Raw genomic sequence first — 25139 nt, 5'->3', positions numbered from 1 at the left:
ATCAAATATTTTTTAATTTTCGGTGAGCCCGTCGGCTTTCCATTTTATGAAGGTATTGATCTGGGTCTGTGATAAGGATCCGCCCTGTGGCATTTTTCCGGGATCTCCGTTGGGTCTTTGTATCCTGTCGAGAATACCGTCTATATTATTCTTTACATCGTTGTACGTAACGAAAGGTTTAAAACTTCCTGCTCCGTGGCAGCCGATACAGTTGTTATCCACAATGGTTTTCACCTCAGCATTGTACTTTACAGGTATTGTAATGGGTGTATTATCCGAAATCTCTTCATAGGTCCTGCTGTCACAAGCAATGAACAAAGCAGCTGATGACAATATGTATAGTATCTTTTTCATATTAAAAAACTCTATAAAGGTTAAACCCAAAAAATATCTGCCCCTTTCCCCATTTGCCTGCTGCATTGGAAAGATAGCCGATGTCTGAATTGATCTGGGAGTTCGAGAATAAAAGCTGGAACACGTGTCCCCCGGTTTCTATATCCATGCCTAATGACAGCGGATTTTTATAGAAACTGTGATTGTCGAAATTCACAAAATATTCTGCGTTGATAGAAATTCTTTTGGAAATTTTATAACGGCCTCCCAATCCGGCAAGAAACTGATTTTTATCTTCAAGGGCTGGATCATAAAGGTTTTTATGTATGTATGATGGGCTCAGCTGCAGCGAAAACTTTTCGTTGAATCTTCTTGAAATCAGAGCCTGGGTAAGATAAGCAAGCCGGTCTCCAAATTTGAGGTAAGGATAGTTGTCTTTGTCCAGATCGGTATTGACTGCCATCACATTGTAACCTACGATGTCCACGGGGCTTTTTTCAGTCTGTTTTACCAGCTTATATTTCACAGCGCCTTCGAATGTTTTCATATTCGTTTCTCTGGAAAGGCTGACTGAAATTCCGTCTGTAACACCATAAATCACACCTAATTTGGTGGAGGCATCATCCAGGCCGAAAAAGTTTTTGAATCCTGTACTTATGTCCCCGAAACGGTGGGCCACCACAATGTACCATTCATTTTTAGCGGAAAGTTTGGTGGATTGTCCGGTGACGATCTGTAAGGCTTTAAAAGCCGGCTGGGATACTTCTGCATTGGTTTTGAGTGTGTCAATATCTTTCAGCAAGTCTTCCTGCGCGGAGGCAAGACCTGATGCTAATACCGACAAAAATAAGAGAGTTTTTGTCATATACTATTTGAATTAAATTATGATATAACAAACTTATCGAGTTATAAAGTCAAAAGTATGTGATAAAAGTCACCAGAGAAATTGTTTTTATCAATGATAAAGATAAAATCATTAAAACATCACATATTAGACTGGTCTAACATTTTCATTTACAGGAATTTTGATGCCTTCTTTGGTCTGAATAATTTCACCTTCATTTTCAATCTTTTTTAAAACTCTGCTCACGACTTCCCTCGATGTCCCCAAATTACTGGCTATTTCCCGGTGTGTAATCTTCAGAGGATTGTTTCCGGTGGCTGAAATCTGCTGACGGATGTAGTTCAGGACTCTTTTGTCAAGCCTGTGAAATACGGCATCATTCACCATATTCATGACATCTGAAAAACGTTTGTCATATTCATGGTAAAACACTCTGTTGATCTCCGGAAACCGGATGAGCCATTCATGGATCACTGAAACGGGAACCAGAATCACTTCCGATTCTTCTTCGGCAACGGCATATACTCTGCTGGTGCAATCTGTAAAAATAGATGAGAAGGTCATCAGACAGCTGTCATTCGGTTTTATGTAATAATAGATGAGTTCCCTGCCATCATTAAGGGTAAAAACTTTTATAGAACCTTTGATCAGAAATGGAACATATTTATTTTTCTGTCCTTCCCTGATAATTTCAGTTTTTGCTTTGATGTCCGTTACCACGGCATTTGCATGCAGTTCATTTAAAAAATTTTCGCCTAAAAACCCGAATTTATTAAGAATAAATTGATTATTAATCATATCCGCTATATCATTTTCATAGCAAATATATAAAATTGAGCTATTGATATAGTAGAAAAATAACATTCTTTAATTATCTCTATCAAAAACTTAACAATCTCTTAATTAATAAGTAGATTTTTAATCAAAATTTAGATTCTAATTAAAACATACCATCTAAAAAGCAAATAATCTTTGTTATTGTGTTATCTCATTTCAGAATAGATTTACAACAAAAAATGCCCCGGTAAAAACCGGGGCATCCTTATGTATTGTAAGAAAAATCTTATGCTTGTACGTTGTTACCTCCTAATACGAAAGGTTCAACTTCTTTGATTTCTCCGAACTGCTGCTCGTAGTTAGCAATGTTCTGTTGAAGAGCAGATAATACTCTTTTAGCGTGAAGTGGAGCAAGAATGATTCTTGATCTTACTTTAGCCTGTTGAACACCCGGCATTAACTGGATGAAATCTACTACGAACTCAGATGGAGAGTGGTTTACCAATGCTAAATTAGCATAAACTCCAGCAGCTACCATTTCGTTCAATTCGATGTTGATGTTTCCGTCTTGTGGATTTTGATTGTTGTCCATTGTTATAAAATATGTTTTTAAAATTCGAAATTTGAGATTGTGAAAATATAAAAATAAATCCAAACCTCAAATTTCAAATCATTAATTTTAGTTAAGGTCTTCGAATTCTTTCTTAGAACCCACAATTACATTCTGATATTCTTTAAGACCTGTACCTGCAGGGATTCTGTGTCCTACAATTACATTTTCTTTAAGACCACTTAAGAAGTCAACTTTACCAGCTACTGCTGCTTCGTTAAGAACTTTCGTAGTTTCCTGGAATGATGCTGCAGACATGAATGACTTAGTCTGAAGAGCTGCTCTTGTAATCCCTTGCAATACAGGCGTTGCTGTAGCAGGAAGTGCTTCTCTTACTTCAACTAAGGCTTGATCTTCACGCTTCAGTTTAGAGTTTTCATCTCTTAATTCTCTAGCTGTAATCATCTGACCTGGCTTGAAATCTTTAGAATCACCAGCTTCCACTACAACCTTAAGACCGAATACTCTGTTGTTTTCTTCCAAGAAGTCAAACTTGTGTTCAAGAGCTCCTTCTAAGAATTGAGTATCACCTCCGTCTACGATAGATACTTTCGTCATCATCTGTCTTACGATGATCTCGAAGTGCTTATCGTCGATTTTTACCCCCTGAAGACGGTAAACTTCCTGGATCTCATTTACCAGATATTCCTGAACCGCCGTTGGACCTTTGATTCTTAAGATATCATCCGGTGTAATAGAACCGTCAGAAAGTGGCGCTCCTGCTCTTACGAAGTCATTCTCCTGAACAAGGATCTGGTTAGAAAGTTTTACCAGGTAAATTTTTCTTTCACCAGTTTTAGCTTCTACGATCAATTCTCGGTTACCTCTCTTAATTTTTCCGTAAGAAACTACCCCGTCGATTTCAGTAACAACCGCTGGGTTTGAAGGGTTTCTTGCTTCGAATAGTTCGGTAACTCTCGGAAGACCTCCGGTGATATCCCCTGCTTTTGCAGATTTTCTTGGGATCTTGATCAAGACTTTACCAGCCTTAATTTTTTCACCATCGTTTACCATTAAGTGGGCTCCTACCGGTAAGTTGTATGCTTTCTGCTCAACTCCTTTAGAATCTACCACCTTCAATGTAGGTACGGCTTTCTTATTTCTAGATTCAGAGATTACTTTCTCTTCGAATCCTGTTTGTTCATCAATTTCAAGCTGGAATGAGATACCTTGGATAATGTCTTCATATTCAACCTTACCTGCAGTTTCTGCAATGATTACCGCGTTATACGGATCCCACTTACAGATTATATCTCCTTTCTTCACTTTATCACCAGGCTTCACTGCTAATTCAGAACCGTAAGGTACGTTAGCAATCATCAATGGTGTTCTGGTTTCGTTATCTGCTACCAATCTGAATTCCGTTGAACGAGAAACCACTACCTCAGCAGTTTTACCGTTTTCATCTTCAGAAGTAATGGTTCTTACTTCGTCCATTTCAACGATACCGTCTCTTCTTGCAACGATAGATGGGTTTTCTGAAACGTTACCTGCAGTACCCCCTTGGTGGAAGGTTCTCAACGTAAGCTGAGTACCTGGTTCCCCAATTGACTGTGCACCGATAACCCCTACAGCTTCACCCATGTGGATCATCTTACCAGTAGCAAGGTTTCTACCATAACACTTCGCACAGATTCCTTTCTTGGTTTCACAAGTAAGTGGTGAACGAACTTCCACAGCTTCTAATCCTGCTGCTTCAATTCTCTTCGCTAATGCTTCATTAATTACCTGATCTGCTTCAGCGATTAACTCGTCTGATTCCGGATCATAGATGTTATGAAGAGAAACTCTACCTAAGATTCTTTCAGAGATCTTTTCAACGATCTCGTCATTTTTCTTAAGTGCAGTAACTTCAGTACCTCTAAGAGTACCACAGTCGTCCTCAGTAACGATAACGTCCTGAGCAACGTCTACCAATCTTCTTGTAAGGTAACCGGCATCGGCAGTTTTAAGTGCGGTATCCGCAAGACCCTTACGGGCACCGTGGGTAGAGATAAAGTACTCTAGAATCGAAAGACCTTCCTTAAAGTTCGCAAGGATCGGGTTTTCGATGATCTCCGCACCAGTAGAACCGGCTTTTTGCGGTTTCGCCATCAAACCTCTCATCCCTGATAACTGACGGATCTGTTCTTTAGAACCCCTCGCCCCAGAATCAAGCATCATATATACAGAGTTGAATCCACCTTGGTCAGATTTCATTCTGCTCATAATCATCTCAGTTAATCCGGCGTTGGTGTTTGTCCAAACGTCGATTACCTGGTTATAACGTTCTGTATCTGTAATTAGACCCATGTTATAGTTGGCTCTAATCTCATCAACAGTTTCAATAGATGTAGCAATCATCTTTTTCTTCTCAACAGGAACTACAATATCCCCAAGTGAGAATGAAAGACCTCCTTTGAATGCATTAGAATAACCTAAGTCCTTCATTGCATCCAAGAACTTCACTGTTGTAGGGAAATCCGTATCAGCTAAAACTCTACCAATGATATTTCTCAGTGATTTTTTCGTCAATAGTTCATTAACGTATCCTGATTGTTTTGGTACAATTTGGTTGAATAAGATTCTACCTAAAGAAGTTTCGATTAATTTTGTTGAAATCTCTCCGTTTTCTTTAACCGGTAGTCTACATCTTACTTTAGCATTTAAAGAAACTCTTCCTTCAGCATAAGCGATTTCCGCTTCTTCAGGAGAATAGAATGCAAGACCTTCACCTAAAACTTTCATATCTTCTGTAGAGCTCAATTCTTTGGTCATGAAATAAAGACCAAGAACCATGTCCTGAGAAGGTACCGTAATAGGAGAACCGTTTGCAGGGTTCAAGATGTTCTGAGAACCTAGCATCAATAACTGAGCTTCAAGGATTGCCTCAGGGCCTAATGGTAAGTGTACCGCCATCTGGTCACCATCGAAATCGGCGTTGAATGCTGTTGTTACCAACGGGTGAAGCTGAATCGCTTTACCTTCGATCATCTTAGGTTGGAATGCCTGAATACCCAGTCTGTGAAGGGTAGGTGCTCTGTTCAATAGAACCGGGTGACCTTTCATCACGTTTTCAAGGATATCATATACTACAGGCTCTTTTCTGTCGATGATTCTCTTTGCAGATTTCACAGTTTTTACAATTCCTCTCTCAATCAGTTTTCTGATGATGAACGGTTTGTAAAGTTCTGCTGCCATATCTTTAGGAATACCACATTCGTGAAGCTGTAAGTTTGGACCTACAACAATTACGGAACGCGCAGAGTAGTCAACCCTTTTCCCTAGTAAGTTCTGACGGAAACGACCTTGCTTACCTTTCAATGAATCTGAAAGTGATTTCAATGGTCTGTTTGATTCAGATTTTACGGCAGAAGATTTTCTTGTATTATCGAATAATGAATCTACTGATTCCTGAAGCATACGCTTCTCGTTTCTCAAGATTACTTCCGGAGCTTTGATCTCCAATAGTCTTTTCAGACGGTTGTTTCTGATAATAACTCTTCTGTAAAGGTCATTTAAGTCAGAAGTTGCGAAACGTCCTCCATCCAATGGAACCAATGGTCTTAGTTCTGGTGGTATAACTGGAAGCACACGCATAATCATCCACTCCGGTCTGTTGATCATTCTTGTATTGGCACCTCTTAGTGCTTCTACAACGTTCAATCTTTTAAGAGCTTCAGTTCTTCTTTGCTTAGAACCTTCGTTGTGAGCTTTGTGTCTCAAGTCGAAAGACAATGCATCAAGGTTGATTCTTTTTAAAAGATCTTCTACAGCTTCAGCACCCATTCTGGCGATGAATTTGTTTGGATCGGAATCATCAAGATACTGGTTTTCCACAGGAAGAGTTTCCATGATATCCAGGTACTCTTCTTCTGTAAGGAACTCCATGTTATCGAAGTCAGAACCGTCTAATTTTTTAGCAATACCCTGCTGAATCACTACATATCTTTCGTAGTAGATGATCATGTCTAATTTCTTAGAAGGAATTCCTAAAAGGTAACCGATTTTGTTTGGTAAAGAACGGAAATACCAGATGTGTGCAATAGGCACTACAAGGTTGATGTGTCCGATTCTCTCTCTTCTTACTTTTTTCTCAGTAACTTCTACCCCACAACGGTCACAAACGATTCCTTTGTAACGAATTCTCTTGTATTTACCACAAGCACATTCGTAATCCTTTACCGGACCAAAGATTTTTTCACAGAACAACCCGTCTCTTTCAGGTTTGTGCGTTCTGTAGTTAATAGTTTCCGGTTTTAAAACTTCCCCTCTTGATTCCTGAAGAATCGATTCCGGTGAAGCTAAACCGATGGTTATTTTATTAAATCTACTTGATTTATTTTTATTTGACATTGTTTTGTTTTTAGATTAAAAGATTAAGAGATTTGAGATTTGAGACTTTTTTAAGTCCCGTGTCTCGTGTCTTAAAGTCTCTCGTCAATTATTCTTCAAGTCTTACATCAAGTCCAAGACCTTGTAACTCGTGAAGTAATACATTGAATGATTCCGGAATACCTGGTTCAGGCATAGATTCACCTTTTGCAATTGCTTCATAAGTTTTCGCTCTACCAATCACGTCATCAGACTTCACTGTCAAGATTTCTCTCAAGATGTTAGATGCTCCAAATGCTTCAAGAGCCCAAACCTCCATCTCTCCAAATCTCTGACCTCCGAACTGAGCTTTACCTCCTAACGGCTGCTGAGTAATCAATGAGTAAGGACCGATAGAACGTGCGTGCATTTTATCATCAACCATGTGTCCCAGTTTCAGCATGTAGATAATACCTACTGTAGCCGGCTGCGTAAATCTTTCTCCAGTACCACCATCATAAAGGTGAGTGTTACCGAATTTAGGAAGACCTGCTTTCTCCGTGTATTCAGTAATCTGATCAAGAGTAGCTCCATCAAAGATTGGTGTAGCGAACGTCATTCCCAATTTCTGACCAGCCCATCCAAGAACTGTTTCATAAATCTGTCCGATGTTCATACGAGAAGGTACCCCAAGTGGATTCAATACGATATCTACTGGTGTTCCGTCTTCAAGGAATGGCATATCTTCTTCACGAACGATTCTGGAAACAATACCTTTGTTACCGTGACGTCCTGCCATTTTATCCCCTACATTCAACTTACGTTTCTTAGCGATATATACTTTAGCCAACTTCATAATACCAGCTGGAAGCTCATCTCCGATTGAAATAGCAAATTTCTCACGGTTTTTAACTCCCTGGATATCGTTGAACTTGATTTTATAATTGTGAATCAACTGTTTGATCAATTCATTCTTATCATTATCTACCGTCCAGTCTGCACCGCTTACGTTAACGTAATCTTCAACTGAAGTCAATAATTTGTGAGTGAATTTCATACCCTTACCGATGATTTCCTCATCAAGGTCATTGGTAACTCCCTGAGAAGTTTTACCGCTTACCAGTGTATTTAATTTTTCAATTAAAGTATTTCTCAACTCATCAAACTTAGCCTTGTAAGTGTTTTCAATCTCTTCAAGTTTAAGTTTTTCTTCAGTTCTCTTCTTTTTATCTTTAATGTTTCTGGAGAACAATTTTTTGTTGATCACAACTCCTCTTAGTGATGAATCTGCTTTCAATGAAGCATCTTTCACATCACCGGCTTTGTCACCGAAAATTGCTCTAAGAAGTTTTTCCTCAGGAGTCGGGTCAGATTCACCTTTTGGAGTGATCTTACCGATCATAATATCTCCAGGCTTCACTTCAGCACCAATTCTGATCATACCGTTCTCGTCAAGATCTTTGGTAGCTTCTTCAGAAACGTTTGGAATATCTGCTGTCAATTCTTCCATACCTAATTTGGTATCACGAACTTCAAGAGAATATTCATCTACGTGGATTGAAGTAAACCAGTCTTCACGTACAACTTTTTCGTTGATTACAATTGCATCCTCAAAGTTGTATCCTTTCCAAGGCATGAACGCTACTACTAAGTTTCTACCAAGCGCTAATTCTCCGTTTTCAGTAGCATAACCGTCGCAAAGTACTTGTCCTTTTTCCACTGTTTCACCTACTCTTACGTTTGGTCTAAGTGTAATTGTTGTACTCTGGTTGGTTTTTCTGAACTTAGTTAATTTATATGTTTTAGTAGCAGACTCGAATTGTACTAAATCTTCGTCATCGCTTCTTTCATATTTAATAGTGATCTGATCAGCATCTACATACTCAACAGTTCCTCTACCTTCAGCATTGATCAAGATTCTTGAATCTTTAGCAACCTGCTGTTCCAGACCAGTACCTACGATTGGAGCTTGTGGCTTCAACAATGGAACGGCCTGACGCATCATGTTAGATCCCATCAATGCACGGTTCGCATCATCATGCTCCAGGAATGGAATTAATGAAGCTGAAATACCAGAAATCTGGTTTGGTGCAACGTCGATAAGGTTAACCTGAGATGGCTCAACTACCGGGTAGTCACCATCAAGTCTTGCGATAATTCTGTCTGTTAAGAATTCACCGTTATCAGTCAATTCTACGTTCGCCTGAGCAATTACTTTATCTTCTTCATCTTCTGCATTCAGGTAAATAGGATCTGCAGTAAGATCGATCTTACTGTTTTCTACTTTTCTGTATGGCGTTTCGATGAAACCTAAGTTATTGATCTTAGCATAAATACCTAAAGATGAAATCAAACCGATGTTTGGTCCTTCCGGAGTTTCAATCGGACAAATTCTTCCGTAGTGGGTATGGTGAACGTCACGAACCTCGAAACCTGCTCTTTCTCTTGATAAACCACCAGGCCCTAGTGCAGAAAGTCTACGCTTGTGCGTGATCTCTGATAGTGGGTTGGTCTGGTCCATGAACTGAGAAAGCTGGTTGGTACCGAAGAACGAGTTAATTACTGACGTTAATGTCTTAGCATTTACAAGATCAAGTGGAGTAAATATTTCGTTATCTCTAACGTTCATTCTTTCCTTGATTGTTCTTGCAATTCTTGAAAGACCTACACCGAACTGTCCTGCTAACTGCTCTCCAACGGTCTTGATTCTTCTGTTTGATAAGTGGTCAATATCATCCACATCAGTTTTTGAGTTTACTAACTCAATTAAGTGTCTTACAATAGCAATGATATCTTCTTTTGTAAGAACTTCAGTTGTAGTTGGGATGTTTAGGCTTAACTTTTTGTTTAGTCTGTAACGTCCTACTTCACCTAATGAATATCTCTGTTCAGAGAAGAATAATTTTTCAATGATTCCTCTTGCTGTTTCCTCATCTGGTGGATCTGCATTTCTTAACTGACGGTAGATGTACTCTACTGCTTCTTTTTCAGAGTTCGTAGGGTCTTTCTGTAATGTATTTTGGATGATAGAGAATTCATTGCTGTTTTCTTTGTGAATCAGGATAGATTTCACACCAGCATCAAGAATAAGATCTAAATGTTCTTTTTCAAGAATAGTTTCTCTGTCCAGGATGATCTCGTTTCTTTCGATAGAAACTACTTCACCTGTATCTTCGTCTACGAAATCCTCGAACCAAGTGTTCAATACTCTCGCAGCCAATGTTCTTCCTTCCACTTTTTTAAGGGCAGCTTTAGAAACTTTCACTTCTTCAGCAAGGTCGAAGATCTGAAGGATATCCTTATCAGATTCATAACCGATGGCTCTTAACAGGGTAGTTAATGGTAACTTTTTCTTACGGTCGATATACGCGTACATTACGCTGTTGATATCTGTCGTAAATTCCATCCAAGATCCTTTGAAAGGGATAATTCTTGAATAGTACAGTTTAGTTCCGTTAGCGTGGTAAGTTTGTCCGAAGAATACACCAGGTGAACGGTGAAGCTGCGTAACAATAACTCTCTCAGCACCGTTGATGATGAAAGATCCACTAGGCGTCATATAAGGAACCGGGCCTAAATACACATCCTGAACCACAGTTTGGAAATCCTCGTGCTCAGGGTCTGTACAATACAATTTAAGTCTTGCTTTAAGAGGAACGGAATACGTCAATCCTCTTTCCACACACTCGTTAATTGAATAACGTGGAGAATCTACCAGATAATCAAGGAATTCCAATACAAACTGATTTCTAGAATCGGTAATTGGGAAGTTTTCCTGGAAGGTTCTGTATAAACCTTCGTCTGTTCTGTCTTCTGGAAGGGTATCAAGCTGGAAAAAATCTCTGAAAGACTCTAACTGGATGTCCAGGAAGTCAGGAGTGATAATTTTTCCTTTAGCTGATGAGAAGTTAATTCTCTGATTCCCCCTTGTTGTTGCTGTTGTTTTACTCATAAAACTTTTAAGAAAGGGTTAAAAAATATTTTGATTCATTCAAAAATATCAGGAGTAGAAGAAAGAAAAGAGAGAAAAGATAAAAGACTTCAAATGTTTGGCGCTATTAGAAATAGTCTTTATTCTTTTTTCTTTATTCTTAGAGTCTTATTCCTAACTGCAACGCTGGTATATCTTTTCACAGCGTAATGCAAAATATTTTTATTACTTTTGAGGCGGAATGAGCCGCAGTATCTATATACGAGAAATCCCTTTCATTATTTTCATGAAAGAGCTGATTTCCAGTATTTTATAGATTTTCGTACAATGATTCGCGCCAAAAGAGGGACAAAAGTACAAAAATTTATCCACATAGACAAATAAAACCACTTCATTTTGAGACCGTTAAACGTATTTACATAAGAAAGGCCGCCCCACAGGGACGGCCTTTCGTTTATAGAATATGAGAAATTACTTCACAATGATCTTATAAGATTTCACTGTGGACTTGGTTTCTATTTTTACCATATAGATTCCTGCCGGAAGTGAAGCTGTGCTGATTTCAGCGTTACCAGAGAATTTATCTGTTCTGATCAACTGTCCCTGAGCAGAGAACAGGGTATAAACACCTGCTTCTTCAGATCTTACATTAAGGTTTTCACCCGCTTTTACAGGATTTGGATATACTTTAATGTCATTAGCCTTTTCTGTAATATCAGAATCGATTCCTTTTCCTGATCTCATTTGAGCGTTTTTCAACAGAGTAGCATACGGTGAAAGTGGAGAATTTGGCGCTCCTCTCTTCACAAGATCCGTGTCTACAACCGCCTGAATACCATCTTTGTCAAGATCTACGATTCTGGAAATAAATCCTGCTCCGAAATCATCCAGATTATCCTTACCAATAGCATAAAGATCGAACACCATTCCATTTGAATTTAAGTCAACAAAATCAGGTTTATCATCATTATCAGTATTTTTCAGAGGGTATTTTAATATTCCGGAATCCGGAGACGTTTCTAAGATATCCGCAATACCGTTGGTTCCCACTGCAACACCTTTGTCGATAATACCATTAAGGTCTGTATCGATCTGGCTGATCACTGATGTTGGAATACCGGATTCGAATAAATCTAAGATACCATCATTATCAGAATCAAGATCCAGATAAGCTGAAATTCCGTCTCCCAGTACCTGAACCGGTCCGAATACACCTTCCGTATCATCATCTTCAAATTTACCATTCTTATCAAGGTCTTCCAAGGCGTCAGGAATTCCATCATTATCAGAGTCAAGATCACAAGCATCCATGATACCGTCTCCATCTGTATCCAGTGTAGGCGATTTATCGTTTACTGCGGTACATCCTTCTGCACAATCAGGAATACCGTTTCCATTTAAGTCAATACTGTCATTACCGTTTGGACACTGGTCAAAGCAATTAGGCACCCCATCATTATCATCATCTCTGCTTGCAAAAGCATTGTAGATATTATAGTTTTGTGGAATACGTACCCCTGTACCGCTGTAGAAAGTTACCTTAATACGGTTGAAGGGCTTTGTAGATTTTCCTCCCACATAGAATTTATTGGAATCTGTCGTGAAGAAATTCCCACTGATCAAACTTCCTGTACTCGTGAAACTATCCGTCTGTGTGTTATTATTGTAAAGTGTTACCGTAATATTTTCAAGAACACTTACCCCAATCAGGTTAGCTGCTTTTTCCAATGTAAATCCTGCATATGTATTGGCAGGAAGTAAAGTATTAGTCCCTACTGTAGCATAAGCTGAGAAGATACTCAGAAATGAAGCTGCAGGAAGAGTAGCAGTCGCATAATTGGAAGTATTGGTATCTACAATAGCTGACGTGTTTGTCATTTTCGCTAAAATAAGACCTAGAAATCCAGGACCTGAAGTCCAGTTAGATCCAGTTACAATATTCCCGGGAATAGCGGAACCACTGGTCTGAATTTTATCATTACAGTCACAAGAAGCAGGCTCTTCAAATGCATAGTATACTTTCAGAGCTCCTAAATTAACCCCTAAAGTCTGCGTAATTTTTAAACGTACTTCATTGAAAGGCTTGGAAGAAGTCAAGGTCACTTTTTGTTTTCCTGAACCAAAACCTAAAACTTTGATATTGATCAATCCACCACCATCAAATAGTGTTTTGGAATCCTGAAGCTGACCGTATAAATAGGTTTCTACCGTAATATTTTTAAGGAATTCTGCACTTAAAAGCTTTCCTTCATCATCAGGAGAAATTACAAAACCGGTTTTGTTTCCAGCCGGATACACCTGATTTTTATCTAATACGCCTACTGAATAAGATCCAAGAAGACCCACAGGCAATACAACAGATCCATAAGAATTTTTATCTCCATCCCCTATTCTTTCTTTATTCTGGATAAATGAAAGTGGTGCCAGGAAACTGCTGCTTCCGGATACATTACCATCTACACCGCTTCCCGCAATAATATCGTCACAGATACCATTCTGGTCCACCGGCACTTTGGTAGGATCGAATGCAAATGCATAATACACATTCATTGAACTGAATATAGACAATGCATTCGTTTGATATAATCTTACTTCATTAAATTCCTTTGTTGTTTTTAAATGAAGAAAAATTCTGTTCTTACTTCCACCGAATGCAGGAACAGACAATAAAGTACTGCTGGTAGTCGTTTCTTGAAGCACCCCATTTTTATAGGTACTGATTCTCAGTGAACTTAATAGGTCTACCGTGATGAAGCTTGTTCCCAGATCTACATTAAATCCGGTGACATATCCAGCCGGATAAGTTGTGTTTGTATTCTTTACAGAAATACCGTTTCCACTTAAAAGGGAAGCGAAATTCCCCATGCTTACGCTGTTATCAAGGTTTGCATCCACTACCGGATTCATACTTCCGCTATAACATGCCAGACAGATACCTGAATTGTTAACAGGCTTTGCTTCTACCCCCATCCCACGGATAGGCTCGTACCCTTTTTGAGCAGATATTGCCGCAGACATCATGAATACCATGAGTATTGCTGCCAATCTATCGAATAATTTTTTTGCCATTGTTTTGTTTTTATTGTATGTTAAAAGTTTGTGTTTCTTATTATAAAGTCTGCCACCCGTAAGTGGTCGTATTGGTTTGTTTGCACCCTACGAAATTACCCGATGTCACGCCCAGCACAGTGGCCACCTCATAAATGATTGATCCGGCGTTACCGGCATCACATGTAGGCCTTGTAGCCGTAGATTTGATCTGAACAGCTTTGCTTACTTCCAGATCTGCATAGTTTGTAGAATTCGGGGTCATATTGATTCCCACATCAGTCAGCACGGTACCTACAGCGCCCTGTCCGGAAAATACCTGTGTGGTATTGGCATATGTAGACTGGCTACCTGTAGAAGTTCCTCCAATTCCTATCGCGATAGAACCTGTTCCGGCCACTGTATTATTACTTCCAAAAGCAAAATTATTCAGAGTGACCGTGTTATTGGCTCCAAAAGCAAAACCTCCTCCTGAAGCATCATTAGAGTACCCAACGGCAACCGCTACAGAGTTTCCTGTTCTGTTAAATCCTCCGAAAGCGAAATTATTTGCCAATACCGCTGTATTTCCGGCACCAAAAACTTTACCCCCGTTACTCACTACATTTGCTGATCCGATGGCTACTCCCGGAAAATTGGCAGCTGAAGCAGTCGCCGTATTGCCTCTTCCCAGAGCGATGTTATTTGAAGTAGCATTGATCACATTTGTACTTCCCCATGAAAGACTTGAAGCATTTTCACCTCCTCCTGACAAGCCTCCTGCTGCGTCAAGAACCGCATGAACTTTATTAGCCGTAATCACTACAAGATCCGCAGTTCCTTTAGTTCCCAGATAATTCGCGGAAGCCGGCGCAGCGCCTAAAACTTCTGCCGATGTAGAAATTTCACCGCTAGCATTTCCTTTCACTTGCCATTCCGTTCCTGTCTGCTTTTGCCATTGCGTTCCGTCAAAATAATAATATCCAGGACTAGTAATATTTACAGTTTGTCCCGCAGGCGCGATGTCTGCTAATGTCACATAGACCAACGCTCCTATCTGAGGTGTCCCATATGTTTTTTTATTCAACTCTGTCTCGGTCAGTCTGGGAGCAATAATCCCATCCATTTTTGTGGTGACTGAAGGAGATCCTACCACATCAAGGGTTGCCTGTCCTTGGTTTGTATTAATTCCTACTTGTGCGTTTATTCCAATATAGAAGGACAAAGCCGCGAGCGTTAATAATCTGTTTTTCATTTTTAGTGATATTTGTCTTTTTTTTGTGTGTTTTATTTTTTAGAAGAGGCATACCTTATCTTTTTACACTCTGGTCGGGAGCGGAAATGTCTATTTTTCGTTAAAGTATATGGATGGTAGTGTCTGTCTGCGGTTGGGCTAAGATAATTTATCCGGAAATTCAATAATAGAATCAAAACCTCCCAGACTTTTAGAATCTTCGACGGAATAGCTGACTGATGTTCCGTATTGTACTGCTTTCATATCAGCAGATGCAAGATCTGAATGATGACTTGTACACAGTTTATCGGAGGTCATAAAAGAAAGGATTTTCTTTAAGGAATCATGATGAACTAAAGCAGGACGGATAGATTCCGTACTTCCGGTTTTCACATGATATACGTTTCTGGAACTCATCTTATTCTTCTGCTGTTCTCTATCAGCAGACATTTCTGGGGAGATGGTACTGACAGCAGGAATATATGGTTCAATAGCAGAGCTTACCACTTTATCTTTTTCTGAGCATTCTGTAGGGCTTTCAAAACAGTCTGTTTTATGAGAATAGCACGAAGAGGCAGTAGATTTATGTACTGTTGAAGATGTGGTGCTTAGACTTCCTATCTGCAGTGCGGCCAGCATACTAATACAATATGCTACAGCAGAGCCATAGAAGATAAAGTAACTTCTTTTCAAATGTGTATGTGTTTTTTTTCGGTACAAATATAGTAATTTTTCAATCAAAACAATATTTTAATATTAAATTTTGATATAAAATATACAATTTCATGAATAATAATTATTTAATTATGTTAATTTTAATTAAATCAATAATCATATTCAAATATACAACAACACCCGGTAAACATATTCAAATACCGTTGGGAAATATGTACGGTTTTGAAATATCATAAAAACAAAAAAAAGCCCGGACATTGCTGTCCGGGCTTCCTATTTTATAGTAAATTGAATTATTTCAATTCTACTTCAGCACCAGCTTCTTCTAATTGCTTCTTAAGAGCTTCAGCTTCGTCTTTAGAGATTCCTTGCTTGATAGCAGCAGGAGCTCCGTCTACGATATCTTTAGCTTCTTTAAGACCAGCACCAGTTAAATCTTTTACCAATTTAACGATAGCCAATTTAGATGCACCTGCAGACTTAAGAATTACGTCGAATTCAGTCTTTTCTTCAGCAGCTTCACCTGCACCACCTGCAGCAACAACTACAGCAGCAGCAGCTGGCTCAATTCCGTACTCATCCTTAAGGATAGTAGCTAATTCGTTTACGTCTTTTACAGTTAGGTTTACTAGCGTTTCAGCTAAATTTTTTAAATCTGACATTGTTGTAATGTTTTTGTTGATTATTTATTTAATTTTTTGAGAGTATTATTCAGCAGCTGGCGTTTCGTCAGTGCTTTCTGCAGCAGGAGCTTCTGTAGCCTCAGCAGCAGGAGTTTCTTCTACAGCAGGTGCAGCAGCTTCTTCAGCTGTAGCTTCTACTGTTTCAGATTTGTTTTGAAGAGCAGAAACAACTCTTTGAATTGGAGACTGAAGTAATCCGATGATTTCACCGATCATTTCTTCTCTAGACTTAATGCTTACTAGCGCATCAAGGTTGTTGTCACCAACATAGAAAGTTTCCTGAACGAAAGCAGACTTCAAAGCCGGCTTCTCTTCTTTTTTTCTAAAGTCTTTGATTAATTTTGCAGGAGCATTAGCTGTATCAGCAATCATCAAAGCAGAGTTACCTTTGAAAGTTTCAAACATTTCAGAGAAATCTACTCCGTCAATTTGCTCCATTGCTTTTTGTAAAAGTGTATTTTTCACCACTTTCACTTTGATATTCTGCTTGAAAGCCTGTCTTCTGAAATCAGAAGATTTAGCAGCGTTCAAACCGTCTAGATCTGCTACGTAAACTACTTTCGCATCCTGAAGCAAGTCTTTGATCTCTTGTATTGCTACAACTTTTTGGTCTTTTGTCATTGTCTTAAGGATTATTATTAGTTAACAGATTTACTATCAATTGCAATACCTGGGCTCATTGTAGAAGAAAGATAAACACTCTTCACATAAGTACCTTTAGCAGCAGTTGGTTTCATTTTGATCAATGTCGAAATTAATTCCTGAGCATTTTCTTTGATCTTGGCAGCATCGAAAGATACTTTACCAATACCAGCATGGATGATACCATACTTGTCTACTTTGAAATCAATTTTACCTGCTTTTACTTCAGCTACTGCTTTACCAATTTCCATGGTTACAGTTCCTGACTTAGGGTTTGGCATTAAACCTCTTGGACCTAATACTCTACCTAATGGACCTAATTTACCCATAACAGCTGGCATCGTAACGATAACGTCAACGTCTGTCCAACCTTCTTTTATTTTCTGTAAATATTCGTCAAGACCTACATAGTCAGCTCCAGCTTCTTTAGCTTCAGCTTCTTTATCTGGTGTAACAAGAGCTAAAACTTTAACATCTTTACCAGTTCCGTGAGGAAGAGATACTACACCTCTTACCATTTGGTTTGCTTTTCTTGGATCTACACCCAATCTTACAGCGATATCTACAGAAGCATCAAACTTCGTAGTGTTTACTTCTTTTACAAGAGCAGAACCTTCTTCAAGGCTATAGATTCTTCCTTTTTCTACTTTGCTTAAAGCTTCCTTTTGCTTTTTAGTCAATTTTGCCATTTCTATTAGTTTTAAGCGTTAAAAGTTGGTTTAGTTCCTGTTACTCTTAATCCCATAGATCTAGCAGTACCTGCAACCATAGAAACTGCAGAATCGATTGTAAAGCAGTTAAGGTCAGTCATTTTATCCTCAGCGATTTTCTTCACCTGATCCCAAGACACAGAACCTACTTTGTTTCTGTTTGGTTCACCGGAACCTCCCTTGATCTTAGCTGCATCCATTAACTGGATCGCTGCAGGTGGAGTTTTAATAACGAATTCAAAAGATTTGTCTTCGTATACTGTAATTACTACAGGTAAAACTTGCCCTGGCTTATCTTGGGTTCTCCCGTTAAATTGCTTACAAAACTCCATGATGTTCACACCTGCAGAACCCAATGCTGGACCTACTGGTGGAGAAGGGTTAGCTGCGCCACCTTTCACCTGAAGTTTTACCATTTTAAAGACTTTCTTAGCCATTTTTAATTTTTTTAGTTTGAATAATTAATGAGTTTGGAAGCATTTATTATTCAGCAGATTACCGACTCACATACAGTAAATCTACTTTTCGGACTGCAAAATTATGAAATATTTTTGAATTAGCAAATGGAATGTGTTGATTTTTAGAAAGAATTACAAATAATTATTTTTTTTCTACATTTACTAAAAACGAAATCCATAAAACTGTACCATTTACTTTTATGTGTGTTTTTTAATATTTTGTTGGAGTATCAAAGCAAAATGACTCAATCACCATATGAAATCCACTAATACAGAACCAATACCTACTCAGAATACATCTTCTCAAATGTTATTACGCAAATAAAAGCCACATCATCAGATATGGCTTAGAGTATATGTTAAGATGTTTCTTTCCTGATTAAAACCCTGAAGGTTTGTTCACTGTACGTGCAGAACCATTGGTTCCTCCGAGATCAGTATTGATATCGGTGATATTCTGCTTTGTGATCAGTCTTTTATAGGCCATAAGATAAAGATCTACTGTAAAATTATTATATGTTCTTCCAGGATTTGCAGAGGTAAGGGCAATAAGCTTGCTATCTGTAAACCTTGCTCTGACATGCCATGTCCCTTTACTTTTAAATGCAGTCACATCCGGAGATCCCTGTCTGTTGTCATTTGTCCCGTTATCGCCATAGTCAAGCGCCACGTTGGTGGTTCCGTCATTCATTTTAAATGAATAATTATGAACAACGACAAGGAACTTATCAGCATCAATCTTAGTGTCATAATCTGAAATTCCAGCTCCTGAAATTCCGGTAAGTGAAAGTTTGAGATAATTAAACAGTCCGCTGCTTTCCAAAGTCGGATCATAAAGCTGAAGTGAATTTTCGGAAGTAGCCAGAAAGCTTCCTCCGGTCATAGTAGGTTCTCCAGGATTTCTAAGATACAGAGAGTTTGTATACGTTTGGCCGTTTACATCCAGTGTTTCTTGCGGATTGGTGGTTTTGATTCCTACTCTTCCGGACTGGGCATTCATCATAATTCCCAGAAATACTATCATTATAATATAAATTCTTTTTTCCATGATCATCATTATTGAAGCCCTAAAGGCGTGTTAGTTGAAACTCCTGAATAAATCGGTGAAGCCGAAGCCGAAACAGATCCCGTGAATGTTCCCCATTCTTTTACCAGAGATTTTTCAAAGACATTAAGGGTAAGCGTCCATGTTCCATTTGTAGAAGACACCGTGCCTGCTCCTTTAAAGCTTAAATTAATAGCATGATAAGTCTTTCCTCCGCTCGTCACCTGAGTCACTTCCGTAGAATAAGCTCCGAAAGATTTAGGACTTGTGGAAGTATTCGCTGCTGAAACGGCGTTAGAGAAAACTGCTCCGGTAATCGCTACCACATATTTACTGGTTTCTAAGCCTGTATTCAGATTAATAACCTCGTCCTGGCTTACATTTTTCAGAATGACATTATAGGTATTCACCGGTGCTACATTACGCAGCGAAATGTCAAGCATTTTAATTTTTCCTACAGGAGAAGTATCTTTTGAACGGGTCAAAAGAAAATAGTTTCCTCTTGCCGGTGAGTTTACGGTATCTACAAGGTAAGATTCTACCAAAGTTTCTCCGGCTACATCTAAAGTTCCCTGAGGATTTGCGGTATTAATTCCAACCTGAGCTCTTGCGGCAAAAAAAGTACCCGCCACAAGAAAGAATGTGATTAATTTTTTCATTATGTTATGTTTTTTATTGAAGTAATGGAGTTGCAGCTGCACCGGTGGTAGAAGCTCCGAGATCTTGTGTAGTATTCAGTTCTTTTGCGTAGGCTTTGTCAAAAACCAGTAGATTCAACGTCCATTCACCTGTTGGAAAAGAATTATCCGGAGCAAATCCCTGGTAGTCTGCTTTCAGTTTCCATGTTCCACCGGAAGAATAAGCAAAGATCTGCGGTACCGGAGTCAGCCAGTCTGCAGAATAAGTTCTTACCGCCTGCGTAAATCCGAAAGAAGAGATCACCACAAGAAATTTGTTTGAATTGATCTTGGTATCAAACTGATTCACCCAGTCTTTATCTGAAGGGTCACAGGTGATTTTAAACTGAATAAGATTGATGGGTGCTGGAGAGTTGGGTACAAAAGTATCATTGTAAGCCGTAATTTTGTTTTCCGGAGCGGGAGACTTGATCACGAAAGTATAATTTTCATCAGCTCCTAATTTTTCCAAAGGATTTTTGAAGACTATTCCTGAGGTCTTCATGGTTCCATTTACGGTCAGATCTTTTTCAGGTTTAGAGGTATTTATACCAACCTGAGCGTTCATGAGTGTAGTGCATGCAAGAAGCACCATCGAAATAATTTTAGTCATTGGACTTGTGTATTGTGTTTGTTTTTTTTTACTAATCTTCTATTATTTTATCTCTTTTTCTGTTTTGAAAAACATAACAATTGCCCATACTCTGCAATGTGCAGGTATAACCATTTAAAAGGATAAAACTTTATGGATTAACTGGATACAACTTTACAAGAAGCATGCCACATGAAAATAAATCAAAAAATAAATCTTTATCTCGATAAAAATCTACTACTTTTTCACAAATCAGTGATAACTAAATAAAAACAAACTCCCTTTTATACGAACTTCACAATGAACATTTTTTACCACACCGCATTTTAATAAATTAGCCTCTCCACCGATTCATTTTTATGAAAATACTTATTAAAAAAAAATTAGCTGGGATAAATAGAGAACGATTAACTAAACCGATGCATACTACCTCTTCCTAGAATCATCTAATCTGATATTTCCTTTTTGTATTTCTTACCGTAAATAATTCCCAGAATCAAGTTACTTGTTAGGTGATAAGCATATATTCTCTCAAAATCTTGCAACAGATTCTACATTTTGGACACAAAAAAAGACCGCTTTTCAGCGGTCTTTGTATATTTTAAAAGTATGAATTATACTTTTTCTACCTGCATATAGCTCAACTCCATTGGAGTTTTTCTACCGAAGATCAATACAGAAACTTCAATTTTCTTCTTATCCTCAAGAATCTTCTCAACAGTACCGTTGAATCCATTGAAAGGCCCGTCAATTACTTTAACGTTTTCACCTACAATGTATGGGATTTCAATATCGCTTGCAAACTCTGAAAGCTCATCCATTCTTCCCAACATTCTGTTTACTTCAGACTTTCTCATTGGAACAGGATCACCTCCTTTCGTTAAGCTAAGGAAAGATATCACTCCCGGAATATTCTTAATCGCGTGAGGAATTTCACCCATCAGATCAGCTTCGATCATCAGGTATCCAGGATAGTAAGGTTTCTCTTTAGGAACTTTTTTACCGTTTCTAATCTGTATAACCTTTTCCATAGGAATAACCACTTGAGTAACGTACTGCTCAAACCCTAGACGTTTGATTTCTGTCTCAATATAGTTTTTCACTTTATTTTCCTGTCCGCTGATTGCTTTCAGCACATACCATTTCAATTCGCTCATTATGGGAAAATACTTTTTTAGTTGAATACGTTAATTAGCATTCCGATTATGTTGCTGATTGCTTTTGAAAACAATTCATCAACTCCAAAGGTAAACAATGCCAAAATCACCGTAGCGATAGTTACTACAATAGTCGAAGACTGAAGATCAGCCCATTTTGGCCATTCAACTTTATGTCTGAATTCGTTATAAGAACCTTTTAAAAAATCAACAAATGAACTCATAATTAATATTTGCACGGGCACAAGGATTCGAACCCTGATCAACGGTTTTGGAGACCGGTATCCTACCATTGGACGATGCCCGTAGATAAAAAGCTTCCGAGAGTTTCCCTTCGGAAGCTTTATTTATTTTAAGATGATTAGTCTAAGATTTCAGTTACCTGACCTGAACCAACTGTTCTACCTCCTTCTCTGATCGCAAATCTAAGACCTACGTTAAGAGCGATTGGCTGTAACAATTCTACAGTGATCTCTAAGTTATCACCAGGCATTACCATTTCTACACCTTCTGGTAAGAAGATCTCACCTGTAACGTCAGTAGTTCTTACGTAGAACTGAGGACGGTACTTGTTGTGGAATGGAGTGTGACGTCCACCTTCTTCCTTAGAAAGGATATAAACAGAAGCTTTGAATTTTTTGTGTGGCTTAACAGAATCTTTCTTAGCGATTACCATACCTCTCTTGATGTCAGTTTTTTCAATACCTCTCAACAATAGACCTACGTTATCTCCAGCTTCACCTCTGTCAAGGATTTTTCTGAACATCTCAACTCCTGTAATAGTAGAAGTTAATTTTTCTTCACCCATACCGATGATATCAACAGGATCACCAGTGTTGATGATACCAGCTTCAATTCTACCAGTTGCAACAGTACCTCTACCTGTAATAGAGAATACGTCTTCAATTGGCATCAAGAATGGCTTATCAGTATCTCTTGGTGGTTGCTCGATCCAAGTATCAACAGCATCCATTAATTCCTCAACGCTCTTGAACCATTGGTCATCAGTCTTAGCACCTCCTTCTGCAGTAGCAGCTGTAAGAGCACCAAGTGCAGAACCTTGAATTACTGGAGAGTTATCACCGTCGAAATCGTAAGTAGACAATAAGTCTCTAAGTTCCATTTCAACAAGCTCTAATAACTCAGCATCATCTACCATGTCAACTTTGTTCATGAAAACAACGATTCTAGGTACGTTTACCTGACGACAAAGTAGGATATGTTCTCTAGTCTGAGGCATTGGACCGTCAGTTGCAGCACATACTACAATAGCTCCGTCCATTTGAGCAGCACCAGTTACCATGTTCTTTACGTAATCCGCGTGACCTGGACAGTCAACGTGAGCATAGTGTCTTTTTTCAGTTTCGTATTCGATGTGAGCAGTATTGATAGTAATACCTCTTTCTTTTTCTTCTGGAGCAGAGTCAATTGCAGAGAAGTCTTTTTTCTCAGCAAGACCTTTGCTAGCTAATACAGCAGAAATTGCAGCTGTAAGAGTAGTTTTACCATGGTCAACGTGACCAATAGTACCAATGTTCAAGTGTGGTTTGTTACGATTAAACGTTTCCTTTGCCATGATTTAAAATTATTTATTTTATTATTTTTCAATTTTTCGGTGTGCAAATATAATGATTTTTTTAAATACCAAAACCTTTTTCATTAAAAAAATTTCAATATTCAAATCAAAGAAGCACAAACCTTATATTTCAATGTATTGAGACTGCAAATTTACACAAATTTCCGGATTGAAAAAAATCATCTCAAACGTTTTTATTCCAAATTGTAAACTATCTGATTCGTTCTGAATAATATAGAACCCAAAAATATTTTTTTATCCATTAAATTCATGATAAAAAAACCGCTTTAAATGTTTTCTCGTACATACTATAAACCACTAAAAATAATATTATGAGAACATTATTACACTTCTTTCTGGTCCTGATGACCGTGACAACTTTTTTTTCGTGCGACAATTCCGATGATCCGATGATGATACCGGACAGCAATGTAACCGGGCCGGATCTTATGGCTTACGGACTTACAGGAATGAATGAACTGGTTTCTTTCAATGCCAATAATCCTAAAACATTTGCCGCTAAAACAGCCATTACAGGAATTACAACCGGCGAAAAACTAATGAGCATCGATTTCAGACCGGCTACCGGAGAATTATATGCTCTGTCGAATGCCAGCAAATTATACATCATCAATACAGCCAGTGCTTCTGCAAGAATGGTAAGCGCTACAGCTTTCACGCCTGCCGTTTCCGGAACGATAGCTTCCATTGATTTTAATCCAACGGTAGACAGAATCCGGTTGGTGAGTAATACCGGACAAAATTTAAGACTTCACCCTGAAACCGGAGCAGTAGCAGCAACGGATACCAATATCTCAGGTGCCGGAACGCCAAGTATCAACGGTGTAGCCTATACGAACAGCAAAGCAGGTGCTTCCTCCACTGTTTTATACGATATTGATCCCGTTTCCGGAAAGTTATTTAAGCAGGATCCTCCGAATAACGGAACTTTAGTGGAAGTAGGAAGTCTTGGAGCTACCTTCTCAGGACAGGCCGCTTTTGATATTAAATTTGATAACAGTACAGCTTTACTGGCTTTAAACGAAAAATTACATGTGCTGGACCTGAATAATGGTAAAGCGACTTTTATAGGATCATTTCCGCAAGCGATTATCGATCTTGCGATTCCTACAGAAGCGGTAGCCTATGCTATTGACAATTCAAACAATCTGCAGATTTTCAATCCGAACAGCCCGATGCCGGTTTCAAAAACTGTGGCAGGACTTCAGACCGGAGAAAATATTCTGGGGATCGATTTCCGTCCTTTGAACGGGCAGCTGTATGCTTTGGGAAGTTCAAGCAGAATTTACACTATTAATTTAGGAACCGGTGCTGCCACAGCTGTGGGAAGTTCACCTTTCGCCACTTTACTGGCAGGCACGGATTTCGGATTTGATTTCAATCCAATGGTTGATAAAATACGGGTAGTGAGTAACACCGGACAAAATCTTCGTTTAGATCCTGTTACCGGAGGCATCACAGCGGTAGATACAGCCATCAGTCCGGTTACAGCAATGATTGGTGCAGCCGCTTATACGAATAATTTTGTCGGAACTACGGCTACTACTCTATTCGTGATCGATCATAATACAGATAAATTATACCAACAAACGCCTCCCAATAACGGAACTCTGGTAGAAACCGGTTCTTTAGGCATCAATATTACGAATGCTAACGGTTTTGATATCGGCAGTGTAAGCCAGAAAGCCTACCTGATGGCTACGGTGGGAACCTCAACGAAATTATATACCGTCAATACGACATCGGGAGCTGCTACAGCCGTTTCTGATTACCCTAATGCTGTAAAAGCTTTTGCCGTAGGCTTAGGATTTTAAAAAGACTCATAATAATTATTTCGATACCAAGAAGCGCGGA

At 38.7% G+C, this 25139-nt stretch carries 20 protein-coding genes and 1 tRNA gene; 1 reads left to right on the top strand and 20 read right to left on the bottom strand.

Annotated elements, in window-relative coordinates; translation table 11 throughout:
• Window positions 1–12: 12 nt before the first annotated feature.
• The 20 genes from N0B48_RS11195 to tuf all read right to left on the bottom strand — a co-directional run bounded on the left by N0B48_RS11195 (window position 13) and on the right by tuf (window position 23264).
• Window positions 13–354, bottom strand: a complete 342-nt coding sequence (locus N0B48_RS11195; RefSeq protein ID WP_259838877.1) for a c-type cytochrome — start codon at window positions 352–354, stop codon at window positions 13–15.
• Between the two features lies 1 nt (window position 355).
• A complete protein-coding gene (locus N0B48_RS11190; protein ID WP_259838876.1) occupies window positions 356–1198 on the bottom strand; it encodes a DUF5777 family beta-barrel protein in 843 nt (280 codons plus the stop codon).
• 126 nt (window positions 1199–1324) lie between these two features.
• Window positions 1325–1975 (bottom strand): Crp/Fnr family transcriptional regulator, encoded by a 651-nt coding sequence (locus N0B48_RS11185; protein ID WP_259838875.1) that lies wholly within the window; start codon window positions 1973–1975, stop codon window positions 1325–1327.
• A 265-nt stretch (window positions 1976–2240) separates the two neighbouring features.
• A complete protein-coding gene (locus N0B48_RS11180) occupies window positions 2241–2546 on the bottom strand; it encodes a DUF3467 domain-containing protein (RefSeq protein WP_034723398.1) in 306 nt (101 codons plus the stop codon).
• 87 nt (window positions 2547–2633) lie between these two features.
• The gene (rpoC, locus tag N0B48_RS11175; RefSeq protein ID WP_259838874.1) at window positions 2634–6899 is read right to left on the bottom strand and encodes a DNA-directed RNA polymerase subunit beta'; all 4266 of its coding nucleotides are present in this window, start codon (window positions 6897–6899) and stop codon (window positions 2634–2636) included.
• An 88-nt stretch (window positions 6900–6987) separates the two neighbouring features.
• Window positions 6988–10809, bottom strand: coding sequence for a DNA-directed RNA polymerase subunit beta (gene rpoB, locus N0B48_RS11170; RefSeq protein WP_259838873.1), 3822 nt, complete (start codon window positions 10807–10809; stop codon window positions 6988–6990).
• 450 nt (window positions 10810–11259) lie between these two features.
• The gene (locus tag N0B48_RS11165) at window positions 11260–13857 is read right to left on the bottom strand and encodes a T9SS type A sorting domain-containing protein (protein WP_259838872.1); all 2598 of its coding nucleotides are present in this window, start codon (window positions 13855–13857) and stop codon (window positions 11260–11262) included.
• A gap of 40 nt (window positions 13858–13897) precedes the next feature.
• On the bottom strand, window positions 13898–15070 hold the full coding sequence (locus tag N0B48_RS11160; RefSeq protein ID WP_259838871.1) for a phage tail-like protein: 1173 nt from the start codon (window positions 15068–15070) through the stop codon (window positions 13898–13900).
• A gap of 138 nt (window positions 15071–15208) precedes the next feature.
• Window positions 15209–15742, bottom strand: a complete 534-nt coding sequence (locus tag N0B48_RS11155) for a hypothetical protein (RefSeq protein WP_259838870.1) — start codon at window positions 15740–15742, stop codon at window positions 15209–15211.
• Window positions 15743–16017: 275 nt separating this feature from the next.
• Window positions 16018–16386 (bottom strand): 50S ribosomal protein L7/L12, encoded by a 369-nt coding sequence (gene rplL / locus N0B48_RS11150; RefSeq protein ID WP_034723387.1) that lies wholly within the window; start codon window positions 16384–16386, stop codon window positions 16018–16020.
• Between the two features lie 45 nt (window positions 16387–16431).
• Window positions 16432–17028 (bottom strand): 50S ribosomal protein L10, encoded by a 597-nt coding sequence (rplJ, locus tag N0B48_RS11145; protein WP_047452852.1) that lies wholly within the window; start codon window positions 17026–17028, stop codon window positions 16432–16434.
• Between the two features lie 17 nt (window positions 17029–17045).
• Complete coding sequence (gene rplA / locus N0B48_RS11140; protein ID WP_034723382.1) at window positions 17046–17738, bottom strand: 50S ribosomal protein L1; 693 nt, start codon at window positions 17736–17738, stop codon at window positions 17046–17048.
• Window positions 17739–17749: 11 nt separating this feature from the next.
• Window positions 17750–18196, bottom strand: coding sequence for a 50S ribosomal protein L11 (rplK, locus tag N0B48_RS11135; protein WP_034723381.1), 447 nt, complete (start codon window positions 18194–18196; stop codon window positions 17750–17752).
• A gap of 400 nt (window positions 18197–18596) precedes the next feature.
• The gene (locus tag N0B48_RS11130) at window positions 18597–19265 is read right to left on the bottom strand and encodes a hypothetical protein (protein WP_259838868.1); all 669 of its coding nucleotides are present in this window, start codon (window positions 19263–19265) and stop codon (window positions 18597–18599) included.
• Between the two features lie 8 nt (window positions 19266–19273).
• Window positions 19274–19921 carry a hypothetical protein gene (locus tag N0B48_RS11125; RefSeq protein ID WP_259838867.1) on the bottom strand — a complete coding sequence of 216 codons (648 nt, stop codon included), beginning with the start codon at window positions 19919–19921 and terminating at the stop codon, window positions 19274–19276.
• 13 nt (window positions 19922–19934) lie between these two features.
• Window positions 19935–20552: a hypothetical protein gene (locus N0B48_RS11120; protein ID WP_259838866.1), complete on the bottom strand. Its 618-nt coding sequence runs from the start codon at window positions 20550–20552 to the stop codon at window positions 19935–19937.
• A gap of 593 nt (window positions 20553–21145) precedes the next feature.
• Window positions 21146–21688 (bottom strand): transcription termination/antitermination protein NusG, encoded by a 543-nt coding sequence (gene nusG, locus N0B48_RS11115; protein ID WP_259838865.1) that lies wholly within the window; start codon window positions 21686–21688, stop codon window positions 21146–21148.
• 17 nt (window positions 21689–21705) lie between these two features.
• On the bottom strand, window positions 21706–21912 hold the full coding sequence (gene secE / locus N0B48_RS11110; protein WP_034702507.1) for a preprotein translocase subunit SecE: 207 nt from the start codon (window positions 21910–21912) through the stop codon (window positions 21706–21708).
• 12 nt (window positions 21913–21924) lie between these two features.
• Window positions 21925–21995 (bottom strand) — tRNA-Trp (locus N0B48_RS11105).
• A 54-nt stretch (window positions 21996–22049) separates the two neighbouring features.
• Complete coding sequence (gene tuf, locus N0B48_RS11100; protein WP_259838864.1) at window positions 22050–23264, bottom strand: elongation factor Tu; 1215 nt, start codon at window positions 23262–23264, stop codon at window positions 22050–22052.
• 332 nt (window positions 23265–23596) lie between these two features.
• On the opposite strand from tuf, the gene N0B48_RS11095 reads away from it, so the two are divergent.
• Window positions 23597–25099: a DUF4394 domain-containing protein gene (locus tag N0B48_RS11095; protein ID WP_259838863.1), complete on the top strand. Its 1503-nt coding sequence runs from the start codon at window positions 23597–23599 to the stop codon at window positions 25097–25099.
• The last annotated feature ends 40 nt before the right edge of the window (window positions 25100–25139 follow it).

The organism is Chryseobacterium herbae (assembly GCF_025154075.1).
GTDB lineage: Bacteria > Bacteroidota > Bacteroidia > Flavobacteriales > Weeksellaceae > Chryseobacterium > Chryseobacterium herbae.
The sequence above is the reverse complement of the archived record's forward strand: the minus strand, read 5'-3'. Positions and strand labels throughout refer to the sequence as shown.